The sequence below is a fragment of the Virgibacillus ndiopensis genome (assembly GCF_900187325.1).
GTDB classification, from domain to species: domain Bacteria; phylum Bacillota; class Bacilli; order Bacillales; family Amphibacillaceae; genus Virgibacillus_E; species Virgibacillus_E ndiopensis.
Map to the genome: position 1 here is coordinate 1,024,495 of NZ_FZMZ01000005.1, position 26,266 is coordinate 1,050,760.

Annotated in this window: 25 protein-coding genes and 1 other annotated feature (1 of these 26 cut by a window edge); of the genes, 7 read left to right on the forward strand and 18 right to left on the reverse strand. The window is 35.6% G+C overall.

The genetic code is table 11. The features are described 5' to 3' along the window. Positions 1-24 (reverse strand) — a binding site (T-box leader); it reaches 183 nt to the left of the window's first position. A 154-nt stretch (positions 25-178) separates the two neighbouring features. From CS937_RS12550 to CS937_RS12565, 4 genes are all read left to right on the forward strand, one after another. Further along, positions 179-3,037 carry a transglycosylase domain-containing protein gene (locus CS937_RS12550; protein ID WP_099158792.1) on the forward strand — a complete coding sequence of 953 codons (2,859 nt, stop codon included), beginning with the start codon at positions 179-181 and terminating at the stop codon, positions 3,035-3,037. Between the two features lie 152 nt (positions 3,038-3,189). Next, positions 3,190-3,843, forward strand: a complete 654-nt coding sequence (locus CS937_RS12555) for a GNAT family N-acetyltransferase (protein WP_099158793.1) — start codon at positions 3,190-3,192, stop codon at positions 3,841-3,843. Next, entirely contained in the window at positions 3,843-4,493 is a 651-nt protein-coding gene (locus tag CS937_RS12560; protein ID WP_099158794.1) for an acetoin utilization AcuB family protein, read from the forward strand. The genes CS937_RS12555 and CS937_RS12560 overlap by 1 nt, the downstream gene beginning before the upstream one ends. Then, positions 4,490-5,647 (forward strand): acetoin utilization protein AcuC, encoded by a 1,158-nt coding sequence (locus CS937_RS12565; protein ID WP_099158795.1) that lies wholly within the window; start codon positions 4,490-4,492, stop codon positions 5,645-5,647. Before CS937_RS12560 ends, CS937_RS12565 begins: the two co-directional genes overlap by 4 nt. A 52-nt stretch (positions 5,648-5,699) precedes the next feature. Here CS937_RS12565 and motS read toward each other — a convergent pair whose 3' ends face one another. The 4 genes from motS to CS937_RS12585 all read right to left on the reverse strand — a co-directional run bounded on the left by motS (position 5,700) and on the right by CS937_RS12585 (position 9,549). Then, positions 5,700-6,473 carry a flagellar motor protein MotS gene (gene motS, locus CS937_RS12570; protein ID WP_099158796.1) on the reverse strand — a complete coding sequence of 258 codons (774 nt, stop codon included), beginning with the start codon at positions 6,471-6,473 and terminating at the stop codon, positions 5,700-5,702. Continuing rightward, the gene (motP, locus tag CS937_RS12575) at positions 6,463-7,287 is read right to left on the reverse strand and encodes a flagellar motor protein MotP (protein ID WP_099158797.1); all 825 of its coding nucleotides are present in this window, start codon (positions 7,285-7,287) and stop codon (positions 6,463-6,465) included. The genes motS and motP overlap by 11 nt, the downstream gene beginning before the upstream one ends. A gap of 74 nt (positions 7,288-7,361) precedes the next feature. Further along, positions 7,362-8,363, reverse strand: a complete 1,002-nt coding sequence (gene ccpA / locus CS937_RS12580; protein ID WP_099158798.1) for a catabolite control protein A — start codon at positions 8,361-8,363, stop codon at positions 7,362-7,364. 109 nt (positions 8,364-8,472) lie between these two features. After that, positions 8,473-9,549: a bifunctional 3-deoxy-7-phosphoheptulonate synthase/chorismate mutase gene (locus CS937_RS12585; RefSeq protein WP_099158799.1), complete on the reverse strand. Its 1,077-nt coding sequence runs from the start codon at positions 9,547-9,549 to the stop codon at positions 8,473-8,475. Between the two features lie 301 nt (positions 9,550-9,850). On the opposite strand from CS937_RS12585, the gene CS937_RS12590 reads away from it, so the two are divergent. Continuing rightward, on the forward strand, positions 9,851-11,980 hold the full coding sequence (locus tag CS937_RS12590) for a cell division protein FtsA (protein WP_099158800.1): 2,130 nt from the start codon (positions 9,851-9,853) through the stop codon (positions 11,978-11,980). A 49-nt stretch (positions 11,981-12,029) separates the two neighbouring features. Here CS937_RS12590 and CS937_RS12595 read toward each other — a convergent pair whose 3' ends face one another. From CS937_RS12595 to CS937_RS12635, 9 genes are all read right to left on the reverse strand, one after another. After that, positions 12,030-12,443: a YtxH domain-containing protein gene (locus tag CS937_RS12595; RefSeq protein ID WP_099158801.1), complete on the reverse strand. Its 414-nt coding sequence runs from the start codon at positions 12,441-12,443 to the stop codon at positions 12,030-12,032. A 22-nt stretch (positions 12,444-12,465) separates the two neighbouring features. Beyond that, on the reverse strand, positions 12,466-12,873 hold the full coding sequence (locus CS937_RS12600; RefSeq protein WP_099158802.1) for a DUF948 domain-containing protein: 408 nt from the start codon (positions 12,871-12,873) through the stop codon (positions 12,466-12,468). A 224-nt stretch (positions 12,874-13,097) separates the two neighbouring features. Then, positions 13,098-14,429 (reverse strand): UDP-N-acetylmuramate--L-alanine ligase, encoded by a 1,332-nt coding sequence (gene murC / locus CS937_RS12605; RefSeq protein ID WP_099158803.1) that lies wholly within the window; start codon positions 14,427-14,429, stop codon positions 13,098-13,100. 142 nt (positions 14,430-14,571) lie between these two features. After that, positions 14,572-15,687 carry a nicotinate phosphoribosyltransferase gene (locus CS937_RS12610; protein WP_099158804.1) on the reverse strand — a complete coding sequence of 372 codons (1,116 nt, stop codon included), beginning with the start codon at positions 15,685-15,687 and terminating at the stop codon, positions 14,572-14,574. A gap of 102 nt (positions 15,688-15,789) precedes the next feature. Beyond that, positions 15,790-18,078, reverse strand: a complete 2,289-nt coding sequence (locus CS937_RS12615; protein ID WP_099158805.1) for a DNA translocase FtsK — start codon at positions 18,076-18,078, stop codon at positions 15,790-15,792. Between the two features lie 238 nt (positions 18,079-18,316). Beyond that, positions 18,317-18,919 (reverse strand): YtpR family tRNA-binding protein, encoded by a 603-nt coding sequence (gene ytpR, locus CS937_RS12620; protein ID WP_099158806.1) that lies wholly within the window; start codon positions 18,917-18,919, stop codon positions 18,317-18,319. A gap of 18 nt (positions 18,920-18,937) precedes the next feature. Further along, positions 18,938-19,741 (reverse strand): DUF1444 domain-containing protein, encoded by an 804-nt coding sequence (locus CS937_RS12625; RefSeq protein ID WP_099158807.1) that lies wholly within the window; start codon positions 19,739-19,741, stop codon positions 18,938-18,940. A gap of 30 nt (positions 19,742-19,771) precedes the next feature. Continuing rightward, positions 19,772-20,089, reverse strand: coding sequence for a thioredoxin family protein (locus tag CS937_RS12630; RefSeq protein WP_099158808.1), 318 nt, complete (start codon positions 20,087-20,089; stop codon positions 19,772-19,774). A gap of 92 nt (positions 20,090-20,181) precedes the next feature. After that, entirely contained in the window at positions 20,182-20,712 is a 531-nt protein-coding gene (locus CS937_RS12635) for an outer membrane protein assembly factor BamD (RefSeq protein WP_099158809.1), read from the reverse strand. Positions 20,713-20,876: 164 nt separating this feature from the next. Here CS937_RS12635 and CS937_RS12640 point away from each other — a divergent pair, with 164 nt between their 5' ends. Beyond that, positions 20,877-21,317: a YtoQ family protein gene (locus tag CS937_RS12640; RefSeq protein ID WP_099158810.1), complete on the forward strand. Its 441-nt coding sequence runs from the start codon at positions 20,877-20,879 to the stop codon at positions 21,315-21,317. 31 nt (positions 21,318-21,348) lie between these two features. Here the strand turns inward: CS937_RS12640 and CS937_RS12645 are convergent, their stop codons facing one another. Next, on the reverse strand, positions 21,349-21,855 hold the full coding sequence (locus CS937_RS12645) for a DUF84 family protein (protein WP_099158811.1): 507 nt from the start codon (positions 21,853-21,855) through the stop codon (positions 21,349-21,351). 201 nt (positions 21,856-22,056) lie between these two features. Continuing rightward, positions 22,057-23,124: a M42 family metallopeptidase gene (locus CS937_RS12650; RefSeq protein WP_099158812.1), complete on the reverse strand. Its 1,068-nt coding sequence runs from the start codon at positions 23,122-23,124 to the stop codon at positions 22,057-22,059. Between the two features lie 173 nt (positions 23,125-23,297). On the opposite strand from CS937_RS12650, the gene CS937_RS12655 reads away from it, so the two are divergent. After that, complete coding sequence (locus CS937_RS12655) at positions 23,298-23,612, forward strand: PepSY domain-containing protein (RefSeq protein ID WP_099158813.1); 315 nt, start codon at positions 23,298-23,300, stop codon at positions 23,610-23,612. An 81-nt stretch (positions 23,613-23,693) separates the two neighbouring features. On the opposite strand, the gene CS937_RS12660 is transcribed toward CS937_RS12655, so the two are convergent. From CS937_RS12660 to CS937_RS12670, 3 genes are all read right to left on the reverse strand, one after another. Beyond that, positions 23,694-24,548 carry a YtnP family quorum-quenching lactonase gene (locus CS937_RS12660; RefSeq protein ID WP_099158814.1) on the reverse strand — a complete coding sequence of 285 codons (855 nt, stop codon included), beginning with the start codon at positions 24,546-24,548 and terminating at the stop codon, positions 23,694-23,696. A gap of 112 nt (positions 24,549-24,660) precedes the next feature. Beyond that, the gene (locus CS937_RS12665) at positions 24,661-25,824 is read right to left on the reverse strand and encodes a mannitol-1-phosphate 5-dehydrogenase (RefSeq protein WP_099158815.1); all 1,164 of its coding nucleotides are present in this window, start codon (positions 25,822-25,824) and stop codon (positions 24,661-24,663) included. Then, positions 25,825-26,262: a PTS mannitol transporter subunit IIA gene (locus CS937_RS12670; protein ID WP_099158816.1), complete on the reverse strand. Its 438-nt coding sequence runs from the start codon at positions 26,260-26,262 to the stop codon at positions 25,825-25,827. Positions 26,263-26,266: the final 4 nt, after the last annotated feature.

Consider the following 26,266-nt stretch of genomic DNA (forward strand, 5'->3'; position numbering starts at 1 on the left):
ACTTCGATCCTTCAACGCATGTAGATATAGTATTATTATTTATTTCTATCATATCTGTGAGCTAAATGCAACATTTATCTATAGAAGTTTGGTCTAAATTTTCAAAAAATAACTATTTTCTATACTACATAAAAAGTGAATATGCTATAATATAAGATGGAATTTTAGGAGGTATTATATGAACGATTTTAAACAATTGCTCCATAAATATGGTCAGAAATTGAAATCACTATGGAACACTGGAAAAATTCAACGTTCCTCGCGCATTTCGTATGATGTATTTTGGAATGTTATATTATTTTTTATCATTGTTGGTGTTATAGGATTCTTTTTTGCCGGCGGTGTCGGTGCAGGATATTTCGCCTCCCTGGTAAAAGACGAACCAGTTAGAACATATGCCAGCATGGAAAAAGACATCTACAATTACGAGGAAACGTCACAATTGTACTTTGCCGAGAATAAATACATTGGGAATATTCGTTCCGATATACATAGAGAAGAAATTGACCTAAAAGATGTATCAGAAACACTGCTTAATGCCGTTATTGCTACAGAGGACAGAAATTTTGAAGAGCATCATGGTGTTGTTCCTAAGGCAATTATTCGTGCAGTAGTTCAAGAGGCTACAAACGCTCCTATTAAAACTGGCGGAAGTACATTAACACAGCAGCTTATTAAAAACCAGATTTTAACCAATGAGGTTTCGTTTGAGCGTAAAGCAAAAGAGATTCTTTTAGCGCTTCGACTAGAACGATTTTTTGATAAAGATCAAATACTCGAAGCTTATTTAAATATTATTCCATACGGTCGTGATGCCTCAGGTCAAAATATCGCTGGTATTCAAACCGCTGCTCAAGGTATCTTTGGAATAGATGCTAAAGACGTTAATCTACCTCAAGCTGCATACTTGGCAGGTCTACCTCAAAGTCCATCTTATTACACACCTTTCGTGAACAGTGGTGGATTGAAAAGTAAGGAAGGATTACAGCCAGGGATTAATCGAATGAAAACAGTTCTTGAACGAATGTACGAAGCAGAATATATTACAAAAAAGGAATATGAAAAAGCAATTAATTATGATATTATAGCTGATTTTACAGAAGCAAAGGAATCACCTCTTGAAAAATATCCGTATCTAACAGTAGAAATTGAAAAACGAGCAAAAGAAAAGATTGCAGCAATAATAGCAAAAGAGGACGGATATACACTAGAGGATCTCGAGAATGATGAGAAATTGAACGAAGAATATATGATTCTAGCGGATCGTAATTTAAGACAAAACGGATATAAAATTCATACCACCATTGATAAAAAAACGTATGATGCATTCCAAAAAATAGCTAAAGACTATAAATATTACGGCCCTGACAATGGGAAGGAACCTGTTCAAGTTGCTGGAATGTTAATAGAGAATAAGACTGGGAAGATAATTAGCTTTGTCGGTGGTCGTGGTTATGATATTAAAGATTTTAATTACGCTACACAAGGTGAGCGTTCCAATGGTAGTACGATGAAACCATTGCTTGATTACGGTCCGGCATTTGAAAAAGGAGCTATGCAACCAGGGTCAACAATCGGCGATATACCTGGAGGAATTAAATATTCTGGTGGTGTTTGGGACGTTGGTAACTATACGTCAAATTATCATGGTATAGTATCTGCTCGTAAAGCGCTGGCAGAGTCCTTTAATATACCAGCAGCAAAAACTTATATGAAAATTATTAACGAAGACCCAGCTACTGAGTATTTAGAGAAAATGGGAATTACATCATTAGTAGAGGAAGATCATACGAATCCATCGCTTGCACTTGGACGACCAAAATATGGTATAACTGTTGAGGAAAACGTTAATGCATATACTACCTTTGCAAACAAAGGTAAATTTATCGATGCCTATATGATTGACAAAATTACTACCAATGATGGTGATGTGATTTATGAACATAAATCAGAACCAGTTAAAGTATTTTCACCACAGACTGCATATCTAACTGTAGATGTATTGCGTGATGTTATAGAATATGGAACAGCTACCTACTTACAATCACAAATAAAAGATCAAAGTGTTGATTGGGCAGGTAAATCAGGTACATCACAAAACTGGGAAGACTCCTGGTTTGTAGGAATTAACCCTAATGTAACTTTAGGGACTTGGATGGGATATGACACACCTAAGAGTCTTAAACTTAGCAATTATCCTTTAAGCTACAGCCAACGAAATCAAAAACTTTGGGCACAACTTGTTAACAAAGCAACTGAAATAAATCCAGAGTTAATGGCACCTAATTCTAAATTCGAACGTCCTGATGGTATTGTATCGCGGAGTTATTGTGCTATTTCTGGAATGCTACCGTCCGATTTATGTAAAAAAGCGGGCTTAGTGACATCCGATTTATTCAATGCTAAATATGTACCAACGAAAACGGATGACAGTCTTATTGAAGGTACGTATGTAATGGTTGATGGTAAAGCAGTCATAGCTGGACCAAATACTCCGAAAGAATTTACAAGAGGAGATGGGTTAACTTTCAACCCTGAATTCCTAAAGCGAAACGGTTATGACAGACTATCTGATATAACACAATTATTTCCAAGTACTAACAGAAGTGCCTGGGAGAAGATAAGTGTACCAAGTTCTGACATTGGGGGAACAATTAAGAATGACGGGAAAAGTCCTAAAGCTCCAACATCTGTATCGACGTCAGGAAGTAAGTTGACATGGAAAAAACCAGGAAGTAAAGATGTTATTGGATATCGGGTATATCGTGCAGCTAAACCAGGAGCTTCATTCTCTGCTGTTGGCAGCACTACAGAAACTAGTTTTTCAATACCAGATGGCAAAGCAGTTTACACCGTCAAAGCAGTAGATTATTTTGGATTAGAATCAGGTGCTTCAAAAGAGGTTAAGGTCGGCGATTTTTCAAAACCAGTAGATAAACCTAACCCGGACAACGATAAACCTGACGAACCTAAGAAAGATAACGATAAACCTAACAAACCAGATGAACCTGACAATGGTGATTCGGAACAATCTTAAACGGAAAATAATAATGAATCATACTAAAGGGTAGTGCGACAAGCACTACCCTTTATCGTTCGTATTCTTCAGTCTTTTACTAAAAATAATATCTATTATCCTGTATAATAAAAAATATAACGATTGGTAATCTCTCGATAGGTGGTGAATTAATGAACCATAGCAAAACCTACCATTCATTAACACGGAATTCCGCAAATGGACCAATCAAGATTGAAGGTCCCCTTTCATCATTAGAATTACAAAACTATCATTTCCATGAACAGTTAACTGCTTTTCGTCCAGCTGATAAGCAATTTGAAGCTGTTAAAAGCATTGCTGATTTTCCAGAGGGACGTATTATTATTGCTAGAACAGAGGAGACAATCATCGGTTATGTAACCTATTTACACCCGGATCCTCTAGAACGATGGTCCAAATTTAATATGGAAGACCTTATTGAATTGGGTGCAGTTGAAGTTATTCCTGCATATCGTGGTGCAAAAATTGCTTCAGGACTATTACAGGTTTCTATGATGGATGATTACATGGAAAATTATATTATTATTTCTACTGAATATTATTGGCATTGGGATTTAAAAGGTACACAATTAAGTATCTGGAATTACCGTAAAGTCATGGAGAAAATGATGGCAGCCGGTGGTCTTTTACCCGCACCAACTGATGATCCAGAGATTATTTCACATCCAGCTAACTGCTTGATGGTACGAATTGGTGAACATGTACCAAAGGAATCCATTAAACAATTCGATACGCTTCGTTTTTTACAAAGACATAACTATCGAAACATGAGGGAGGGTTTATAATGCAAGTAGAAAAAATTATGAATACTCGTGTCATTACACTATCACCAAAAGCAACGATAGCCGAGGCATTACAGTTACTTCATGAACACCGTATTAGACATATCCCTATCATAAATTCTGATAGAAGTGTCATTGGTATTGTTTCAGATCGAGACGTTAGAGATGCAAGTCCATCTATTTTTAGCAAAGACACAGACCAAAATGTACTACAAAACGAAATTCAATCGATTATGAGCACACCAGTTGTTACAGTTCATCCATTAGATTTTGTGGAAGAAATTGCCGGGATTTTTTACGAAGAGGAATTTGCCTGCCTTCCTGTTGTAAGTAATGACAAACTTATTGGCGTTGTTACTGAGAAAGATATGCTGCACACGCTCATCCAATTAACAGGTACTAATGTACAAAGCTCACATATTGAGGTTAAGGTTCCTCATAAACCTGGTATTTTACCTGAGGTTGCTTCCATATTTGGCAAGCGAAAAACAAATATTACATCCGTTTTAGTTTATCCGTATCATGATGATCCGAATTATAAAATTCTAGTTTTCAGAATACAGACAATGAATCCAATGCCCGTCATCCAAGATATAAGAGATGAGGGTTATGAGTTAATGTGGCCAAATAATATAATGGGGCCAAAATCATGACCTGTAAAGCCTCTTTTGTTTTTTCTGATGCATTTTTAAATTATCATTTTCATTCGGATCATCCCTTTAACCAAAAAAGAGTATTATTGGCAAAAGAATTATTAGAAGCATCAGACACTTTATCTGTAAGTGATATCATTGAACCTAGGATGGCAACTGAAGAAGAACTAGCACTTTTTCATGACAAGGCATATATTAACGCGGTTAAAAAAGCAAGTATTGGAAATTTGTCTGAGGAAGAGGGCCTAGAGTATGGACTCGGTACAGAAGATACACCTATCTTTAAAAATATGCATGAAGCATCAAGTTACTTAGTAGGTGGAACACTCGCTGCTGTGGATGCAGTATTACAAGGAAATTCATTACATGCACTTAACCTAGGTGGTGGTCTTCATCATGGCTTTAAACGAAAAGCATCAGGCTTTTGTGTGTATAATGATGGTGCAGTAGCTATTAAGTATATACGTGAAAAATATAATTTAAGAGTCTTATATGTGGATACAGATGCCCATCATGGTGATGGTGTACAGTGGGCTTTCTACGATGATCCAAACGTTTGTACATTCTCCATACATGAGACTGGTAGATATCTTTTTCCAGGAACGGGAAATGTAAATGAACGAGGGATTAAAGAAGGTCATGGATTTTCCTTCAACCTACCTATTGATGCATTCACGGAAGACGAATCGTTTATACAAGTATATGAATCCGCTTTCAAGGAAATTGCAGATTTTTATAAACCAGATATTATCATAACCCAAAACGGTGCGGATGCACACACACACGATCCATTAACACATTTATGTGGGACAATGGAAATCTATCAAAGAATACCCGAGCTTGCCCATGAATTAGCCCATCAATATTGTGATGGAAAATGGGTCGCATTAGGCGGGGGTGGCTATGACATCTGGCGAGTTGTTCCACGAGCTTGGTCGCAAATATGGAATGTAATGAAAAATAGTAATGTAAAACTGGGTTCTATACCAGAATCCTGGCTGAGCAAATGGCAGAAAAAAGCACCAGTAACATTACCAACTACATGGCAGGACTCCGAGAATATAGTACCAACAATTCCACGTAAAGCAGAAATTAGTGAAAAAAACTACAAAATCCTACTAAGTGCATTGAAATACACGAAGAATAAAATATAATCAACAATAAAAGGGAGTCTCATATCATGAGACTCCCCTCTCTTTTATTATACTAGCTAACTTCTTCATCATTTTCTAATATAACAATTTCCACTCGTCTATTTTTGCTCATATTTTCAGGACTGTCATTAGGAACCAAGGGTTTTGTATCACTATAGCCAACAATTGTAAACCTAGACTCATCAAAACCGTTTTTGTCCACTAAATATCGGACTACACTACTTGCACGGGCGCCTGATAACTCCCAGTTAGATGGATACCTGAAGCTTTCCATCGGCTTACTATCTGTATGCCCTTCTACTTTTATTCTGTTTGGTATTTTTGATAGTAATGAACCAATTTTATTCAAGAACGGTTCACCTTTTTTAAGTATGGTTGCTTCACCAGGATCAAACAGAATTAATTCCTGTAAAACTAATACAACACCTCGTTCATTTCTGCTAGCAGAAATGACGTTATTTAATTTATTTTTATCTAAGTATATTTCGACGTCGTTCATTAATTTATTTAACGAATCTTCTTCACCTGCATTGTCATCACGATCACTTAATTGCTTTGTACTTTCAAATTCATTAGAATTTTTCCTACTCTCTTGATCGCTCGTATTCTCGGTTGGATTATCCATTGGTACTGGTGATGGATTAAAGTCAAAAATCATTCGATTACGAAATGATTCAGAAATAGCTTCAAACTTTACTAGATCAATTTGTGACATTGAAAATAATAGAATAAAAAAGACAAGAATTAATGTTACCATATCTGAATAGGTAACCATCCATTTAGGAGCGCCCTTATCCCTCTTTCGTTTGATCGGTCTACGCTTCATTTACGCTCTCCCCCGCAAAGGCGGTTTCCTCATTTTCTTCTTCTTTGTTTTTCGTTTCATTGGAAAGAAATGCGCTTAGTTTTTCCTCAAGAATTCTTGGGTTTTGCCCCGATTGGACGCCTATTACACCTTCTATAATAATCTGTTTCATAAATATTTCTTCTTCCGTTTTACTCTCTAACTTATTTGCCATCGGAATAAATACCAAATTTGCAAGTACTGTTCCATAAAGTGTGGTTAGTAATGCCACTGCCATGGAAGGTCCTAGTGTTGTTGGATCTTGCAAATTATTTAACATTAGAACTAAACCGACTAGTGTTCCAATCATCCCCCATGCTGGTGCGTATTCACCAGCCTTCTCGATGATTGCCCGTCCTTTATAATGACGATCCTCCATCGCAGTAATTTCTGCATTCATAATATCATTAATTACTTCAGGCTCTATTCCATCAACCGCAAGTAAAATACCTTTTTTAATAAATGTATCATCAACTTCGTCTAATTCATTTTCTAAAGCTAGGATTCCCTCACGTCTTGCTCGTTCCGATAATTTAACAAATAATCGAATAAGACTAGGAAGCTCCTGATCATTTTTATGGAATGCTTCTTTGATCACTTTCAACGCCAATTTCATCTGTTCCATTTTAAAATTGATCATCAATGAAGCAGCAAGCCCACCAATTACAATGAAGATGGAAGAAACATCGAGAAAGGAAGTGACCCCTTGACTACCACCTTTTGTTAAAATTGCAAGCATAATCATGATGAATCCTAAAGTAATGCCGATTGGAGTTAATATATCTCTTTTTCTCATACGCTCTCTCCCCAAACTAAGATACATAAATCATTAAATTACATCTATCTCTATGATTTATTCTTATATCGACATTATTTAATTTTTGTTGAGTTTCTTTCAATAATTCTATGTGGTAAGACAACCTTATTTTCTGAGACTTCTTCCTTATTCATATATTTCGTTAATAACCGCATTGCAACTGCCCCAATATCGTACATTGGCTGTACAATTGTAGACAAAGTTGGCCGTACCATTGTTGCAAGTCTAGTGTTATCAAAACCAAACACTTCAATATCTTCAGGGACTGAATAGCCTTGGTCCTGTGCACCATGAATAACTCCAAGAGCCATTTCATCAGAAGCTACAAAAACAGCTGTTGGTTTTTCATTTAATGCTAATAGCTGTTCCATCGCCTCTAGCCCTGAATCATACGAATAATCACCTTTAATTATATACGCTTCATTTAATGTGACAGAAGCCTCGTTCATTGCTCTTAGATAACCTTCATATTTTTGCTTATTTATAAGGGTATCATTTTGTCCAGATACAAATGCTGGATGTTCATTGCCTTGATCAAGTAAAAACTTTGTTGCTTCATATGCTGCTTCTTCATAATCAATATTCACCGATGGAATGGTATCTGTATCATCATATGTCGCTGCCAATACTACAGGAACAGATGCACTTTTAAACTGTTGTACATGCTCTTCTGTAACGTTCCCACCCATGAATAAAATACCATCAACTTGTTTTTCCAGCATCGTGTTAATCAATTGTAATTCTTTATCTTTGTTTTGATCCGAATTACTTAAAATAATATTATATTTGTACATTGTCGCAATATCCTCAATACCTCTCGCTAGCTCAGCGAAAAAGATACTCGAAATATCTGGAATTATGGCACCTACCGTTGTTGTTTTCTTACTCGCTAGTCCCCTTGCTACAGCATTAGGGCGATATCCTAATCGTTCAATTGTAGCTAATACTTTTTTACGCGTTACTGGTTTAACATTTGGATTTCCATTGACAACCCTTGACACCGTTGCCATTGATACATTTGCTTCTCTTGCTACATCATATATTGTTACATTCATTCTGCTTAACCTCCCGTGTACAGCGCACTATTTTATATATCATACTTTACCACAAAACAAGCATTAAAAAAATATAAAGGCTGATCAATTGTAGATCAGCCTTTAAAATTTATGAATGGGAAGCAATTGTAGCGTATTTAGATAATTCATCCAAAAATGAATTGAACGATGGAATATCCATTTGTTGTGCCGAATCTGAAAGCGCAACTGCAGGATCTGGATGCACTTCAGCCATTACCCCGTCTGCACCAATTGCAAGTGCTGCTTTTGCAGTTGGTAGTAATAAATCTCTGCGTCCCGTTGAATGTGTAACATCAACCATTACCGGCAAATGCGTTTCTTGTTTTAAAATTGGTACTGCTGAGATATCAAGTGTATTTCGTGTCGCCTTTTCATAAGTTCTGATACCACGTTCACATAAAATGATGTTTCCATTACCGCGGGAAATAATGTATTCAGCTGCATTGATAAATTCAGAGATCGTTGCAGATAATCCTCGTTTTAATAATACAGGTTTATTAACGTCACCAGCGGCTTTTAACAATTCGAAATTCTGCATGTTACGTGCACCTATTTGTATAACATCTACATAATCTATTGCCTGTTCTATATCAGCTGGATTTACAATTTCACTGATAACCGCTAAATCATATTCATCAGCTACTCGTTTTAATATTTGTAATCCTTCAAGGCCCAGACCTTGAAAATCATATGGTGAGGTTCTAGGTTTAAATGCTCCACCTCGAAGTAATTTAATTCCACGTTTTTTAACCGCTTGAGCTACTTGGGCAACCTGTTCATAACTTTCAACCGCACATGGTCCCATAACGTAACTTGTCGTACCATCACCAACTTTTTCACCTTTAATATCAATTACAGTGTCATTCGGCTTCTTCTTTCTTGAAACGAGCAATGCCTTTCGATGGTCATCCTCTTGTAATTCTAAACTAGCTTTAAAAATCTCTTTAAAAATATGTTCAACTGTTGAATTCTCGAAAGGGCCATCATTGTGTGCAGTAATTTGATTAAGCATATCCCGCTCACGAACAGGGTCAAATCGTTTGATACTCTGTTTGTTCTTAATCTTTCCAATTCCTTGTACAAGCTTAGCACGACGATTAATTAATTCTAGTAATTCTAAATTTACGTCATCTAATTGTTTCCGTAATTGTTCCATTTCACTCATTTTTCCGCCCCCTAATACAGTTTATTATAGTTGTGTTTAAAAAGTTGCCAAATTAGAAGAGAAAATCAAGGCAGCGTAGCTCCGAGCCCCGAAGTGTACATGAAGGTACATAAGGAGCAGAGAAGCAAGCCAACGAAGAGATTCAACGCTTATCACTTGGTGACTTTTTGAACATCCCTCTTATAGAAAAAATATACTATATTTTTTTATAATTAGAGACCATTATAGCTAAAAATTTTCCCTTTGTCATTAAAAAGTTTATAATAATGAGTATATTCTTTCTTGAAAGGAACTTTTTATTATGGAAGATCGCGTATTTGCATTGGATATTGGCACCAGATCTGTAACTGGAATTATACTAGAAAAACAGAATGATAAATTTTCTATTGTTGATTTTTATACAAAAGAACATAAGGTAAGGTCCATGCTTGATGGACAGATACATAACGTAGTTGCAGTTGCAGAGGTAATCCAGGAGGTAAAAGCTGCACTAGAAGAAACATACGGTGAGCTTCGATTTGTTTGTGTAGCTGCAGCCGGTCGAGCTTTAAAAACAACACAAGCAGAGGCTAGTATCGATTTAAACCAACAACCTATTATGGAAAGTGACACAATCAAGCATTTGGAATTGAGTGCAGTCCAAACTGCTCAGCTAAAATTATCTTCTGAAGAACAAAATAATGATTATACAAACTACTATTGTGTTGGTTACTCTATTTTACACTATAAGCTTGATGGAGAATTAATTGGTTCGCTTATTGATCAAAGTGGTGACACTGCAACAGTTGAAATCATAGCGACTTTCTTGCCAAAAGTAGTTGTGGAATCTCTACTTGCTGCACTAAATAGAGCTAATCTTGAAATGGAAGCATTGACTCTAGAACCTATTGCTGCTATCCATGTGTTAATTCCAGAGTCCATGAGAAGGCTTAATGTTGCTTTAGTTGACATAGGGGCTGGAACGAGTGATATTGCCATTACAGATAAAGGTACAATTGTAGCCTATGGCATGGTCCCAATTGCAGGAGACGAAATTACAGAGGCAATAAGTGAACAATATTTATTAGACTTTCCTAGGGCAGAACAAACTAAGCGAATGATCGTTGAAGCCGGAGAAGACATCGTACAGGATATACTAGGCTTTGAAACTACCATCACATATGAAACATTAGTTCATGATATTAGATTGCATATTGATAAATTGGCGGATGCGATAGCTGAAGAAATTATAATGTTAAATTCTAAACCTCCAAAAGCAGTCATGCTTGTCGGTGGTGGAAGTTTAACCCCTGAAATAACAAAATCAGTAGCTAAGAAATTACAATTGCCGGAAAACCGGGTAGCAGTACGGGGAATTGAAGCAATACAAAATCTAACAAAAACGGAAAACCTGCCGACAGGTCCGGACTATGTAACACCAATTGGTATTGCCATTGCAGCAAAACAGAGTCCAGTTCAGTATGTAAGTGTCACCGTTAATCACAAAGTAATCCGCATGTTCGAAATGAAACAATTAACTATTGGAGATTGTTTAGTACAAGCTGGAATTGAAATTAATAAATTATATGGAAAACCAGGTATTGCTATAATAGTAACTGTTAACGGAAAAGAAGTAACATTACCAGGAGGATATGGCAAGGCTCCTACTCTTACGTTAAACAAGAAAAGAGCAAGTGTTGAAACTGTCATTCATAACGATGATGTGATATCGATTGATAAAGGAATAGATGGTGAAGAGCCTTCTATTACAATTGATCAACTGATTGGTGAAATTCCATCATCTACCGTTTATTTCAATGGTAATCCAGTTAAGATAAAACCGGAATTCTACGTAAATGATAATCGAAAGGATAAGGATTATATCGTTAAAGATAATGACATAATAGATATAAAACAACCTAAAACGATTCAGGATTTTCTAACATTAGTGAGCTCCGAAAAATTGCATACAATTAAACCATTTATTGTTTATTTGAATAACAAAGAAATTAAAATCAATGAAGGCAAAACGAATATATTCTTAAACGATAAAGAAGCCAGTTTAAATCAGGTCCTAAAACATGGTGATCAATTGAATATATCACGCGCTACAAAAATAACTGCACAAGATATAGTAAATTATGCTAATCAAACCTATTGGGATACAATTAACGTCACGTTTAATCAAAAGCCAGTCGTAATAAAACAACAGCGTATCCATATCTTTAGAAATAAAACTGAAATTAGCCTTGATACTATAATTAACCCAAATGATCGTATAGAAATAAAAGAAGAAGCACAAGAGTCGTTTATTTTTCAAGATGTTTTTCGATATATTGATCTTGATCTATCAAATGCAAATGGTAAATTTCAATTATATAATAATAAACAAACCACAACATTTTATGAGCCAATTCACAATGGCGATGATTTAGAAATTATATGGGATTAGTAAAGGCTAGGGATGCAAATCCCTAGCCTTTATGTATCTCTTAATAGACTTATTTTTTCTCTACTTGATCTGATGCTTCTTCAATTGCCTCTGCAACTTCTTCTGCTGCCTCAAGTGCTTCCTCTTCCTTATTTCTTTTTTCCTGTAACTTTGTTTGTACCGTTTTGGTTAAACCCTGTGTTTTTTGTGAAACATTTTTTGCGGAGTCTAATGCTTTACTTTTAAAATCTGAGCCTTTCACATATGCTTTCTCTTTCCAGTCAGAACCTTTTTCAAATGCAGTGTCTTTCCATTCATTTGCACGATCTTTAAATTGAGAAGCGCCTTGGTTAATGTCCCCACGTAATTCTTTACCAGCTTTTGGTGCATATAACAATGCCACGGATGCTCCAACAATTCCACCAATTAACGTACCAATTATAAAATCTTTACTGTTAATATTTTGATCTTGTTGATTTCCCATTCCAATTCCTCCTCAAATATTTTTATTTATTCTTTTTCTTTTTCCACAAATCAACTACTGCAGATCCCCACTTTACCGCTTGTGTAGCTTTGTCCTGATTTTGTGATGCTGATTTGGAGATGCTAGTTGCAATTTGATTTAGTGACTGGTTAAATTCCTTAACTGTTTCTCCTATACCCTTTACACCATCAAAAAGTCCATTCAACTTTGTAGATTTCTCACTGATGTCTTCAGCTAACTTATTTGTTTTATTTAGTAATGCTGTTGTTTCTGTTGTAATGCCCTGCATTTGCTTTTCTAGACCCTCAAGCGTATTTGCTACGTTATTCAACGTACGTGTACTTGCTTTTAGTGTCATTGCTAAATATACTACCAATATCGCAAAAGCTACAGCAGCGATTAATGCGGCACTATATAACAAGATCTCCATGTAAATGTTCAGCTCCTTTGATATCTTATATTATTATTTTAACCTATAACTTCCTTACTTAACAGTAATACCCTTTTTTATAACACTAAAACCTGATAAGTAATCTGCTACTAGGTATTATTTTAACCATTTCGACAAAATTGTACTAATATCCTTCAAAAATTATCAAAAAAAGAGTCCGTTTTGAAAACAGACTCTTTTTTAAACAACACTCTTAATTTAATTCATCTCGCATTTTTTAATTCATTATCATTGTTCAATGTATTAATTTTTTCTTCGTAAGCTTGTTGGAACTTTTGAATGTCACCAGCACCCATAAATATCAACACACTATCTCTAAAGTCAAGCAAACTATCTGTATGTGACAACTCCAAAATAGAACTGTCATTAATTAGCTTCTGCAGATCATTTATCGTAAGTTTACCACTTTCTTCCCTCGCTGAACCAAATATGTCACATAAATATACATGGTCTGCTAAGCTCAAACTATCTGCAAACTCCTGTAAAAATGTTTTTGTTCTAGTATACGTATGTGGTTGGAAAATAGCTACGATAGATTTATTTGGATATTTTTTTCTTGCAGAATCAATTGTTGCCGTAATCTCCTTTGGATGATGTGCGTAATCATCAATTATAATTTGATCACCAATTTTTTTCTCCGTAAAACGGCGTTTAACGCCCTTAAATGTGCTTATTTTTTTGATGTCTTCCGCTCTCATACCTTCATAATGACAGATTGCAATAACTGATAGAGCATTAAGAACATTGTGGTTTCCAAACGTCGGTATTGTAAAGGTATCATAAAATGTATTACGTACAAATACATCAAATTCAGTTCCATTTGCTGTTTCATTAACATTTTGTGCTTGAAAATCATTTGTATCAGCGAATCCGTAATACATAACAGGTACCTTTGCTTGAATCTGCTGCAGCTGTTCATCATCACCGCATGCAATAATTCCTTTTTTGACCTGGTCTGCCATCGTTTGAAATGCGTCAAATACATCATCAATACTTGTAAAATAATCTGGGTGATCAAAATCAATATTCGTCATAATCGCATAGTTTGGTTCATATCGTAAAAAATGCCTACGATATTCACATGCTTCAAAAACAAAATACTTACTATCAACATGCCCTTTACCTGTCCCGTCTCCAATTAAATAGGATATTGGATACGCCTCATCGAGCACGTGTGCTAGTAGACCTGTTGTTGATGTTTTTCCATGGGCACCAGTAACAGCGATACTTGTATACTGTTTTAACCATTCTCCTAAAAATTCATGATATCGATAAAAGGTATTTCCTCTTCGTTTTGCCTCTTTAATTTCAATATGTTCATCTGAAAAAGCATTACCTGCAATTATCGTGTATTCATCTTTGATGTTATCTTCTGAAAAAGGGAATATAGGAATGTTTTTATCTTCTAATGCTTCCTGAGTAAAAAAGCGTTTATCGACGTCTGAGCCTTGCACTTTTTCACCGGAATCATGAAGAATATGTGCTAATGCACTCATTCCAGTCCCTTTTATACCAATAAAATGGTAAGTTGTCATAAAAAAGAACCTCCAAGTGTACGTGTAAAAAGGATTGAGCCATTTAACTTTCAGATAGCTATTACCTAATTATAGCAAATCTTAGTTAGTAGTGAAATAATATATTTTACGGCCCTTGTTGCTAATATACATTTATAATTAATTACCGTTCTTGTTTATAATATTCAACCGGTTCAAGGCGAGCATTTGGACGATAACGTCTACCTTCTTTAGCTTCTGGTGTACCATTCAACAGAACATTATCCCCTGTAAAACCAATATTAAGTTTAAGTAAGCTTCGACCAACTCCATACATATCTACAGGCACACCCAGTTTTTCAAAATGCTCAATACGTTGTTCAGTAAATCCACCTGTAACAACAATCTTTACATGCGAATAGCCGTCTTCATCCAGTGCTTTTCTTAAAGCAAAAATTAACTCAGGATTCACACCTCTCGGATCAAATGTACCCATTAAATGGTGATTACGTAAAAAGTATTTATCTACAAGTGTTCGAGATGTATCAATCCGAACTCCTTTTAACTCCGTACCAAACTCTCTAGCTACTTTTAACGAATCAGTAATTACATCATTGTTATAGTCAACAAGTGCAACAAGTTCATCTTCTGGGAACATTTCATGGTATGCCCGTGATGCAGCCACTACATCTCCGCGAAACATTTGTATCATAGCATGTGGCATTGTTCCCATACCCTCTTTTCCCCACCACTCATTCATAGCATGGGTTGCTTGTGCGGTAGACCCACCGATAAAGGCTGCGTATCCATCACCAGCTTGTTGTGTGAAATGATCATCCCGATCTCCCATAAAAATAACAGGTTTTTGTTTTCCAGAAGATCTGGCTGCTTTTACGACATTATATACATTTGTAGCTACTGATGTTCTTCGTGCCAATATCCCGTCAATAATCCCTTCTAAAAAACCAAAATGCTGGTATGGTCCAGAAACAGTTAAAACTGTTTCATATGGACTAATTTTATCTCCATCTTTTAAAGAATTAACCTCTAGCTTCTCTGGGTCTTCTGCAAATGTATGTAATAATGCAATAGCCTCATCGGTTCCACATAAGACTGCATTTTCTTTTTGAAAAAATTGCATCGTAACATGATTATGTGGGAGCTTTTTTTCAGCCATTTCCTTTGTTTTTAAAAAATATACTGCAGAAAACCAACCTTCCCCTATTCGTTCATCAAACTTAAACGTTTTATTTGTTAAACGCTTTATCTTCCCATTTAGCTTCTGTTCGATTTCTTTCATAATAGCTTCTCCTTAACGGTAATTGTGTTAACCTGAAGTTTCACTTTATATCCTATCATAATAAAACAATCGACACTCCACAAGTGGGAAGATTTAATTTCTTTATTCCTGCATGCTTTCTAACTGCGTCTGTGAGATTAATACTTCTCTTGGCTTACTACCATTTTGCGGAGCAATAATCCCTTTTAGTTCCATTGTATCCATCAAACGTGCAGCACGGTTATAGCCGATTTTAAAGTGTCTCTGCAATAATGAAGTACTAGCACTATTCTGCCCAACAACAAATGCAATAGCCTCCTCCAGTAGTTCATCTGCATCGTCGTCAACAGCAATTTGCTCTAATAATTGCTCCTGTTCAAACAAATAGTTTGGTGGTGCGATTGACCTAGCATACTTTGTTACTCTTTCAATTTCTTCATCGGAAACGAACGCACCTTGTAATCTCACGCTTTTGCCAGCACCATTTTCCACAAATAACATATCACCTTTTCCTAATAGTTTTTCAGCACCACTCGTATCAATAATCGTTCTTGAATCAACCTGTGATGATACACTAAACGCAATTCGTGTTGGGATATTAGATTTAATTAATCCAGTGATTACATCTACAGAAGGTCTCTGTGTAGCTACTAGTAAATGGATTCCGCAAGCCCTTGCTTTTTGGGCAATACGACAAATGGCATCCTCTACATCTTGAGGAGAGACCATCATAAGATCGGCTAATTCGTCAATTACAATTACAAGAAACGGCATTTTTTCATCAATACGGTTTTGTTTTTTCATTTTCTGATTATATCGTTCAATATCACGGACACCTTCATGTACAAATTTCTCGTACCGGTCCTCCATCTCACTTACTGCCCACTTCAAAGCGACCGTTGCAGCCTTTACATCTGTAATTACCGGAGAAACTAAATGCGGTATAGAATTATATGGAGCTAATTCCACCATCTTTGGATCTATCAATAAAAATTTAACATCATCATGATTGGCTTTATACAGTAGACTAACCAAAATTGTATTAATACACACACTTTTTCCTGAGCCTGTTGCACCAGCTATAAGTCCATGAGGCATTTTCTGTATATTGGTAACTAGTGGTGAACCCTCAATATTCAATCCTAATCCAATCGTTAAAGGAGAATTGCTATTTTTAAAGGCTTCCGTTGCAAATATCTCCTGTAACCCAACCATTTGTGAATATAGGTTTGGAATTTCAATACCAATTGTATTTTTACCAGGAATGGGTGCTTCAATTCGAATGTCCTTTGCCGCCATATTTAATTTTAAGTCATCACTTAAATTTTTCACTTTACTTACTTTTACCCCTAATTCGGGTTGCACTTCAAACCTTGTCACGGCAGGTCCCTGTGTTGCATTAACAACTTTGGCCCTAACATTAAAATACTTTAACGTTTTTTCTAATAATTCTTGTTGTTCCTTAATCCATAATTGGTCCTGATTATTTTCAGGTGCAGGATCATTTAGTAAATGAAAAGGAATAACATTATTTTTGTTCGCTTCTACAGGAGATTTTTGTTTTCGCATTTTCTCTTTATACCTACGTTTATCATTTGCTGACATCATGACGTTAAATGGTAAAACAGATTCCTTATTAGGTTGTTCTTTATTTGTCAAACGAGGTTGTCTTTTCTCCTTATTTCTATTTTGTTCTTTCATATTATTTTTAAATTCATTATTTTGATGGATTGTTGTTGTTTGTTTGTTCAGTTCTTGTAAAGATTCAACTGTTTCCGATTCTTTCCCTAGTTGCATACCTTCAATGCTTTCATTAGAATTGTCGCTTTCCACATCCGACACTTCTTTCTCATCAGTTTCAACTTGTCTATCACCATTTGTGGTTACCTCTGACTCAATTTGTCTATGTGTTTCTTCTTTTTCTTCCTTATCTTCCTTTTCTACAGTGGTTTGTTTACGTACAAACGCTGGAACATTATCCAGTTCTTTTTCTTTTTTCCTTGGATTAAATCCATAAATTGGCGATGCTACTTGTGTTGGCTGAAATGGTTTGTTATCAATTTTTCCTTCTGTTTTCATTGATTGTGTTCTGCTAGCTTCATCTTCTTTATTCGGCTGCTTTCTAGTATTCCTTTGGTTGCCGTCCTTTGTTCTATGAAGTGCAGAAAATTGTTTGTTGTCATTTTTTCGTTCAAAAGCAGGTTTTTCCATTGTATGTTTTTCACTTTTTTTATCTGGTATCACGGGAAACCGAAAAGATTTTTTGTTTGGATACTGATAGGTCACTTTTGTATGTATACCTTGTTCTCTTTTATCTCTTTTATCATCTCTGCTTATCGCATGTTGTTCATTCTCTTCGGGCACTTCCTCAAAAAATAAATCTTTAATTTTCTTTTTCCATTGATCCCACATTTGTTTTCACTCATTTCTTTGCTAAAAAAATCATTCATTTTTATTTTATCAGTTTTTCTCGGTGTTTGTAGAGTGCAAACAGTTTTTTTAATTTTACTAGAATTACATAGTATATTTCACATAAGCACTGACCACATCTAGTTCCACGCGGGCAAATGGCTAGAACCACTGGGCAAACATGCCTCACCTTTTGGATTTAAAAAACAACCTTTGTCAAAAAGACGTAGGTTGTTTTTCGTTAAAAATCAAACGATTCTCCAACTGTATAACTGTCATCCAGCACATAAATGCCTTTTTCTTTAGGAGCGTTTGGTAATCCCAGTTCTTTTTGCGAACATATCATACCATTCGAAGGAACCCCTCGTAATTGTGTCGGTTTAATCTTAAGTCCACTCGGCATAACCGCTCCAACTTTCGCAACTACCACTTTCTGACCTTCCTTAACGTTTGGCGCACCACAAACAATTTGTAGGTTCTCGTCTCCAGCATCAACCTGACAAACACTTAATTTATCAGCATTTTCATGGGCTGTTTTACTTGTTACAAATCCAACAACAAATTTTGGACTTAAATCAAAATCAAGTGCGTCATTTACATTATTTTTTTCAAAAATTTTTTTTATTTCCATTAATAATGGATTGGTTAATTTAATTTTTCCAATTGTTGATAAGCTTAAATAGGTAGATGCTTGAAAAATATTATATCCGAGAATTATACCTTGCTGGTCCGTAATTTTCGTAATATCTCCAACTTTCTTTTCATTTACCTCATACCGGTTACCATCTTCTAATGGAATAATTAAAACATCACCAATACCTTTAGGATTATAAAATACATCCATTTTGCTCATCCTTTCGTCTTACTTTTCTGGTCGGTTTTTTGCCATAATAAATACAGGTTCAAGTGCCTTATCTTCATAAATAAACGATAAAGATGTAATCGGTATTCTTCCTTCCGCAAAAAACTTCATCGTCATCTGCGCTAATATATCATAACCTGTTTTGTTTTGAATGTCAGCAAAAATTAGAACATCCTGATGAGGAACTGCAACTGCTAACTCACCCTTACTATTTGCCTTCATCTCTTCTAAAAATGCCTCGTTCAATATTCGACTGGCATCATAACCATCTTGTTGTGCAATAAAATAAAAATCATTTTCTGCAACTGTATCTTTTTTATATTCATTTGAAAGTGAACGAATGTTAAATGTCGCAATTTCGTCTATTCTTTCTTTTGTCCAACCTTCTTTTTCAAGCATAGGTTCATCAATTAATCGATAGGATTTGCCTAAATCTAATGCATAATAAACCCTTGTCTCTGCAGTGTGATCCTTACATACTAATTTTGTTCCTGCTTTTGTTCTTGTAGCAAATGAAGTGGCCCGTATAACTGGATATATATGTTTCTCCATACCTGTTAACTGATGGTCTTTATTCATGATTCTTAACGCTTCTAAAACATGGTCGACTAATTCATCTATCGCTTCCTCACCACGTTGGTTATATTTTGCGACTACATTCGGAAGTGTAACGGACATACCTTGCTTCGTTTCCTTCCATTCAATTCGTAAAGTATCTTTATCTCTGTTATAAGAAATGCGGTAGTTAGGATTTTCTAATTTCTCTTCCAATATTTTTTTCATTTTCAAGCTAGTCATTTTCATATTTTTGCTCTCCTTACTTCCTTGAATCTATTAATTAGGGAGCCCCTCAATGAACTCGGTGATTTGTTCTTTCGTTTTACGTTCTTTACTAACAAATCTTCCAATTTCCTGCCCATCTTTAAAAGCAATAAAACTCGGTATACCAAATACATCATACTCCTGACATAATTCAATAAATTGATCTCTATCAATCATTACAAAAGTAAAATCAGGGTTTTCATTTTCTATTTCAGGTAAAACTGGTTCAATCACACGACAATCTGGACACCAATCGGCAGTAAATAGTGTAATTACGTTACCTTCTTTTTTCCATTTATTTAATTCATCTATTGTATTTAATATTTTCATTTTCATCAACCTCCATTACAATAGTATCTTTGTTTCTCTTAGGATACAAATAAAAAAGCTATCCTTTCGATTATACAAAGGATAGCATGAGTTTATTTGTTGGGTCCTTCATTTGCTACAGCAATAGATCTAGAAATTTTCATTAAGTTATTTGCATCATTATCCATTTTGCCTTTCGATGTGTAGGTAGTGATTTTTACGCCACCTACTCCAACCTGCATCTCGTAGCCATCACCTTTGTTAGGCATGATACGAATATAACCGAATTTATCATTATCATTAAAAGATTCCATTACCAATGCTTCTTTTCTTTTTGCTGATTCAAAGCTTAACTGACTTGTTGGTTCTTCCAAATTATTATAAAAAACAATATACGTTTGATCTCCGTCTTCTAAAATTACGTTGCTTTTAGATTCTTCTTTTACCTCTAATTCATCTGGTAAATAGAGCGCAAAACTTTCTAATTTATGATTAGGATCTATTTTTTCTTTATTATTAAATGACTCTAAGGCAATTTCTTTTGCATCTTTTAGCGCCTCTTCCTCAGACTTCATGCTACATCCACTTAAAACAATAGTCAGTAATAGGAACACAGCTGGCGCAATACGTAATATATTTCTCACATTATTTCCTCCTGCGATATAGTTCTTTTTACCCTCTATTATAATACTACGAATTCGAGATATATCAAGTACAGATTTTTGTAAGTATTGCTGAAACATTGCATTGTTACGAAAAGTCGATAAAATGGAAATATAATGTTTAGAAAGTAATGGAGGGGATTTTTATGGATTTAACAGTTTATTTAGCAGGACAAATACATGACAATTGGCGTGAGATCGTTAAAAAGAAAGCCAAAGAAAAGAATCTTCCGTTAAAATTTGTAGCACCACAGACAAACCACGAACGATCAGATAATATTGGTGAGGATATACTGGGAAAACAGCCAGGAGATGTATATAAAGATGATGCTGCTTCCAGCATTAATAATTTCAGAACTCAAGTTTTAATGCAAAAATCTGATGTCGTAATCGCCTTATTTGGTGAAAAATATAAACAATGGAATACAGCAATGGATGCAAGTGCCGCTATCACGATGAACAAACCAACAATTATTGTTCGTCCGTCTTCATTAATACATCCATTAAAAGAGTTATCTAATAAAGCAAGTGTCACTGTAGAAACCGTTGACCAAGCATTAGAGGTACTAGCATATATTTACGAATGAAATAAAGCAGCGGGTGGATTAGCCGCTGCTTTTAGTCTCTATTATAAAACTCCCACTGTCCGCGTAATAGTTTTACCACATGTACAAACATTTCTTCTCTACTAACTATTTCATTTGTAAATATACCAATAGCCCCTTCTTTTTTTCTCACTTCTTTTTTCTGTGCATATTGATCCATTATATCTCCAAGCTCCATACCTTTTGCCAATTGCGTTTGTATTTCGGGAGGTAATAAAATCCTTGCACCACTTGCTGTATAAATAGTTTGTTTGTGATCAACAAGCGCACCCCAATTACATAAATAAAGTTCTTCGTCTATATACATAACCCCACCCTCAAGACCGACACCTATAGAGTTGGGATTCTCCTTTACACAGGTTTTTGCGCGATTGATCGCACCTTGTCTTGTTTCTTCATCGGAAAAAGGCTGTGCCGAAACATGTGATGGAGCATCCAAATTAGTAACATTAGCATTTGGAAATATTGTTTGAACTGCTGCTATTTTCGTTGGATTCTTTGATCCAATTGTAATTTTCATTTTTACAACCCCATTGTAATTGATGGATAAATATAGCTGCTACCAAACTGGCAGCAGCATTAAAAGTGAAATTTCATTCAGTGGGGTTTTTTTACTTCCACTACTGAATGTTAGTTGAACCAATCAGATGGGCAGTTACCCCCTCCAAAATTTCTACATCAGGTGGGGAGCTATACTGCCGGTTATTCTAAAAAAATCTTTTTAACTTGATTTCTGTATTTGATCTACCGTATTTTGATCTGTTGATTTAACGAGTTTTACTAGTAATTCTTTTGCTGCTTGGTAATCATCAACATGAATCATCGATGCAGATGTATGAATGTAACGTGAACAAATACCAACCACTGCTGATGGAACACCATTGTCCGTTAAATGTACACGTCCAGCATCAGTACCCCCTTGCGAAATAAAGTATTGATAAGGAATACTATTAGACTCTGCTGTATCCAGTATGAATTCTCTTATTCCACGATGTGTAACCATGGAACGATCAAATATTCTAAGTAATGCACCCTTACCAAGCTGTCCAAATTCTTGTTTATCGCCTGACATGTCATTCGCAGGTGATGCGTCCAGTGCATAAAAAATATCTGGTTTTATCATGTTTGCCGCTACCTGTGCACCACGTAAACCGACTTCTTCCTGAACAGTTGCACCAGAAAATAAATGGTTTGGTACTGTTTCATTTTTTAACTCTTTCAATAACTCAATGGAAAGACCACATCCATATCTGTTATCCCATGCTTTTGCTAGTATTTTTTTATCATTTGCCATTGGGGTAAATGGACAAATCGGAACAATCGGCTGACCTGGTTTAATACCGATGTTTAATGCATCTGCACGATCATCCGCACCGATGTCAATAAGCATGTTTTTCATTTCCATCGGTTTTTTACGTTGTTCAGGTGTTAGATTATGTGGTGGGATGGAACCAATTACCCCAACAACTGGTCCATTGTCTGTCATTACTTGTACACGTTGGGCAAGTAGTACTTGATTCCACCATCCACCAAGTGTTTGGAAGCGGATCATGCCATTTTCAGTAATTTGTGTAACCATAAATCCGACTTCATCCATATGACCTGCAACCATTACTCTCGGTCCATCACCTTTTTTAACGCCGAAAACACCACCTAAATTATCCTGAATAATCTCATCAGCGTATTTTTCTAATTCACCTTTCATAAATTTTCGAACAAGGTGTTCATTTCCTGGTGCGCCTTGTAATTCTGTTAATGTTTTAAAAAGATCCAGTGTTTCCTGCTTCATCGAAATCCCCCATCCTAAAATAAGTATTTAATTAAGTATAACGGAAACTACCTTAATGTTTCCACAAATCTACTGTGTATTATTTTCTATTTATATTTATTTACGGTATACTAACATTTGTAGGATAGTTTACAAAATCGAATTTAAATTTGTAGCTAGAGGTGATAATAAAAATGAGTATGAAAAAAGCAGTTCTTGCAGCTGGACTAGGTGTTGCAGTAGGATATTTAGCGAAACAACAAGTAGATCAGTTTCAGAAAGTTACACCTGAAAAAGCATTAAAACAGGCAAAAGAGACATTCAAGAAACGAGGACCAATCAGTGGTTCATGGATCTATATGAAACCGGAAGAAGTAGAGAAAAATGGCCTTACATTTAACGCCTATCGTGGTGGAGTAACACGCAACATAGATGGAGAAAATAAGCAATTTGAATTTCATGTAGACGTTGAGACAGGTGCCGTTATTGACGCAATACAAACAACATAATGATGATAAACTGCTCTTTTGAGCAGTTTTTATTTGTATCAAATTAAAAAGCTGTCCCAAACAAAGGACAGCTTTTCAACCTCACACATAGTCATACCGTACACGTTCAACCTCATTCATCTTTTCACCATTATCATTAAACCGAATAGCCCTGTAATAAGCATCATGATAAAATGTATACCATGCTTGCTTCTTATAGCCAAAATCCATCCACATTTCTTTTTGATGAACGGATGTTACAGGATAATCATCATATGCAAGTGCCCACAATTTATTTTGGTGGGCATGTGTAGGCATAATATCTGCCATATGGATAAAACACTCATCGGCCTCTTCAAACACTAAAATACAATGTCCATCACTATGACCCCCAGTATGAATCATTTTCAGGCCATCCGTGATTTGAATTTCCTTTTCGAACGTCTGCACTTGCTCTTGTATTGGCTGCCAATTCATTTCCCAATATGTATTTACAGACCTGATATTAGGCTTTCGCATCTCATGCCATTCTACAGCCGACGTATATATTGTGGCATTCTTAAACGTAGAGATAAATGAGTCGTCCACCTTCTTCGTCAATCCACATGCATGATCGAAATGTAAGTGTGTCATAAGCATTGCATCAATATCATCTGGAGACAGTCCTAATTCATGAAGAGAACTTTCAATTGACGATTCCTCTTTTACACCAAAATTTCGTAATTGTTTATCGGATAATTTACCATTTCCCATACCTGAATCGATTAAAAAATTCTTACCATCAATCTGTAGCAAAATCGGATCTGTCCGTAATTCAATTTGATTTTTTTCGTTGTGCGGATATTTCTTTCCCCATAATGCTTTTGGTACAACGCCAAACATTGCACCTCCATCTAGAAAGTTTACACCGCCATTTAACCAAGTAAGTTTCGCTCGTCCAATGTGTAGTGTTTCCATCTCAATCCCCTCACCTTCTATTTCTAGTGTAGCGAATCAATGATATTCCTGCAAACGCTACCAGAATCCATACAAAAAGAACCTCCTTTACTAAAGAAGGCTTTCTTTGTATTTACCGTTTAAAAGCTTTTATTTCATCCAATTCCTCTAAAACAGTTGGAATTAATGGATGCTGCAAATCTAACTGCGATACTAATTGTAACGTTTTTTTATATCCTTTTTCCTCAATCATTTGTTGTAGCTTAACTGCTTCATCATCTTGAGGATTCGTGTATTGCAATACCGCAGCGATTGTTTTAGCGAGATAGGACGGCGTTTCACCAGTAACGTCAATATATATATTTGCAGGGCAAATTAACCGATCATGCGGTCCCAACTTACGTATTGGACCTCTCCCCACTCTTGTAACTTCATCTGAAATATATGGGTTTTTAAAGCGTTTGATAATTTTATTTATATAAGTTTGGTGTTCTTCTCTATCAAAATGATAGGTTTGAATTAATGCTTCACCAGATTCAGCTAATGCACCTCTTATAAATTCTTGAACGTTATAGTCATTCATCGCTTCATTTATAGTGGTATATCCAATATAGTGACCAATATATGCAGGTACAGCATGACCTGTATTTACAGTAAATAACTTTCGTTCAATATAAGGTTTTAAATCATTTACATATGTTATCCCGTCAATAGTTGGAACGTCACCTTTTATTGCTGGTTCCTCTACAACCCATTCATAATAAGGTTCAACGGATACATCCAACAAATCCTTATTATTTACCTGATTAGGAACAATCCTGTCAACAGCTGCATTTGGAAAACCGAAAAGATCATTAAATGCTACTTGCTCTTGTTCTGTAATATGTTCAAAAACCTTTTCTCTCAACAACGAACTACCACCAACCATATTTTCACAGGCTATTATATTAATTGGTTTTTTAGTTGATTTGATTCTCTCACGTAAACCTTTTGCAATTAGTTCTGAAATTATAGCTAAAATGTTTGGACCTACAGCAGTTGTTACGATATCAGCTTTTGATATAGCTTCTATTACTTTCCCTGGGCTAGTGACACTGTTTATTCCTGATACGTTATTTACTGTTAATGATTCACTTTTCTCAGCTGCTAGTATTACCTTATATTGCTGTTTATTGTTTAACTCCTGAATAACCGCTTCGTTCACATCAACAAATGTTGTTTGATAACCTGAGTGATAAAGTAAAGAACCGATAAAGCCACGACCTATATTGCCTGCACCAAAATGTACTGCCAGCATTTAATTCACCTCATCAAAGAGACCTAGGATTTCTTCTTCTGACCGAGTGTCTACGATTTTCTGGATATTTTCTTCATCGGAAAGCACAATTGCAATTTTGGAAAGAACCTCTAAATGTTCATCCCCTTTACCCGCGATACCTATTAATACTTTTACAATATTTCCGTCACCAAAATCAACTCCATTTGGTACTGTTACAACAGACAGCCCTGTTTCTTTTACTAGATTCTTCGCGTCTTCCGTACCATGTGGGATAGCGACATGATTCCCCATAAATGTAGAAGTTAATTCTTCCCTTTCCAGCATTTTATCAACGTAGGATGCATCAACATAACCGTTATTAACCAAAACAGTACCAGAATATCGAATTGCTTCCTCTTTACTCGTTAATGTTTTATTTAGTTGGATACATTCTTTACTTAAAACTTCTTTTGTCATTACA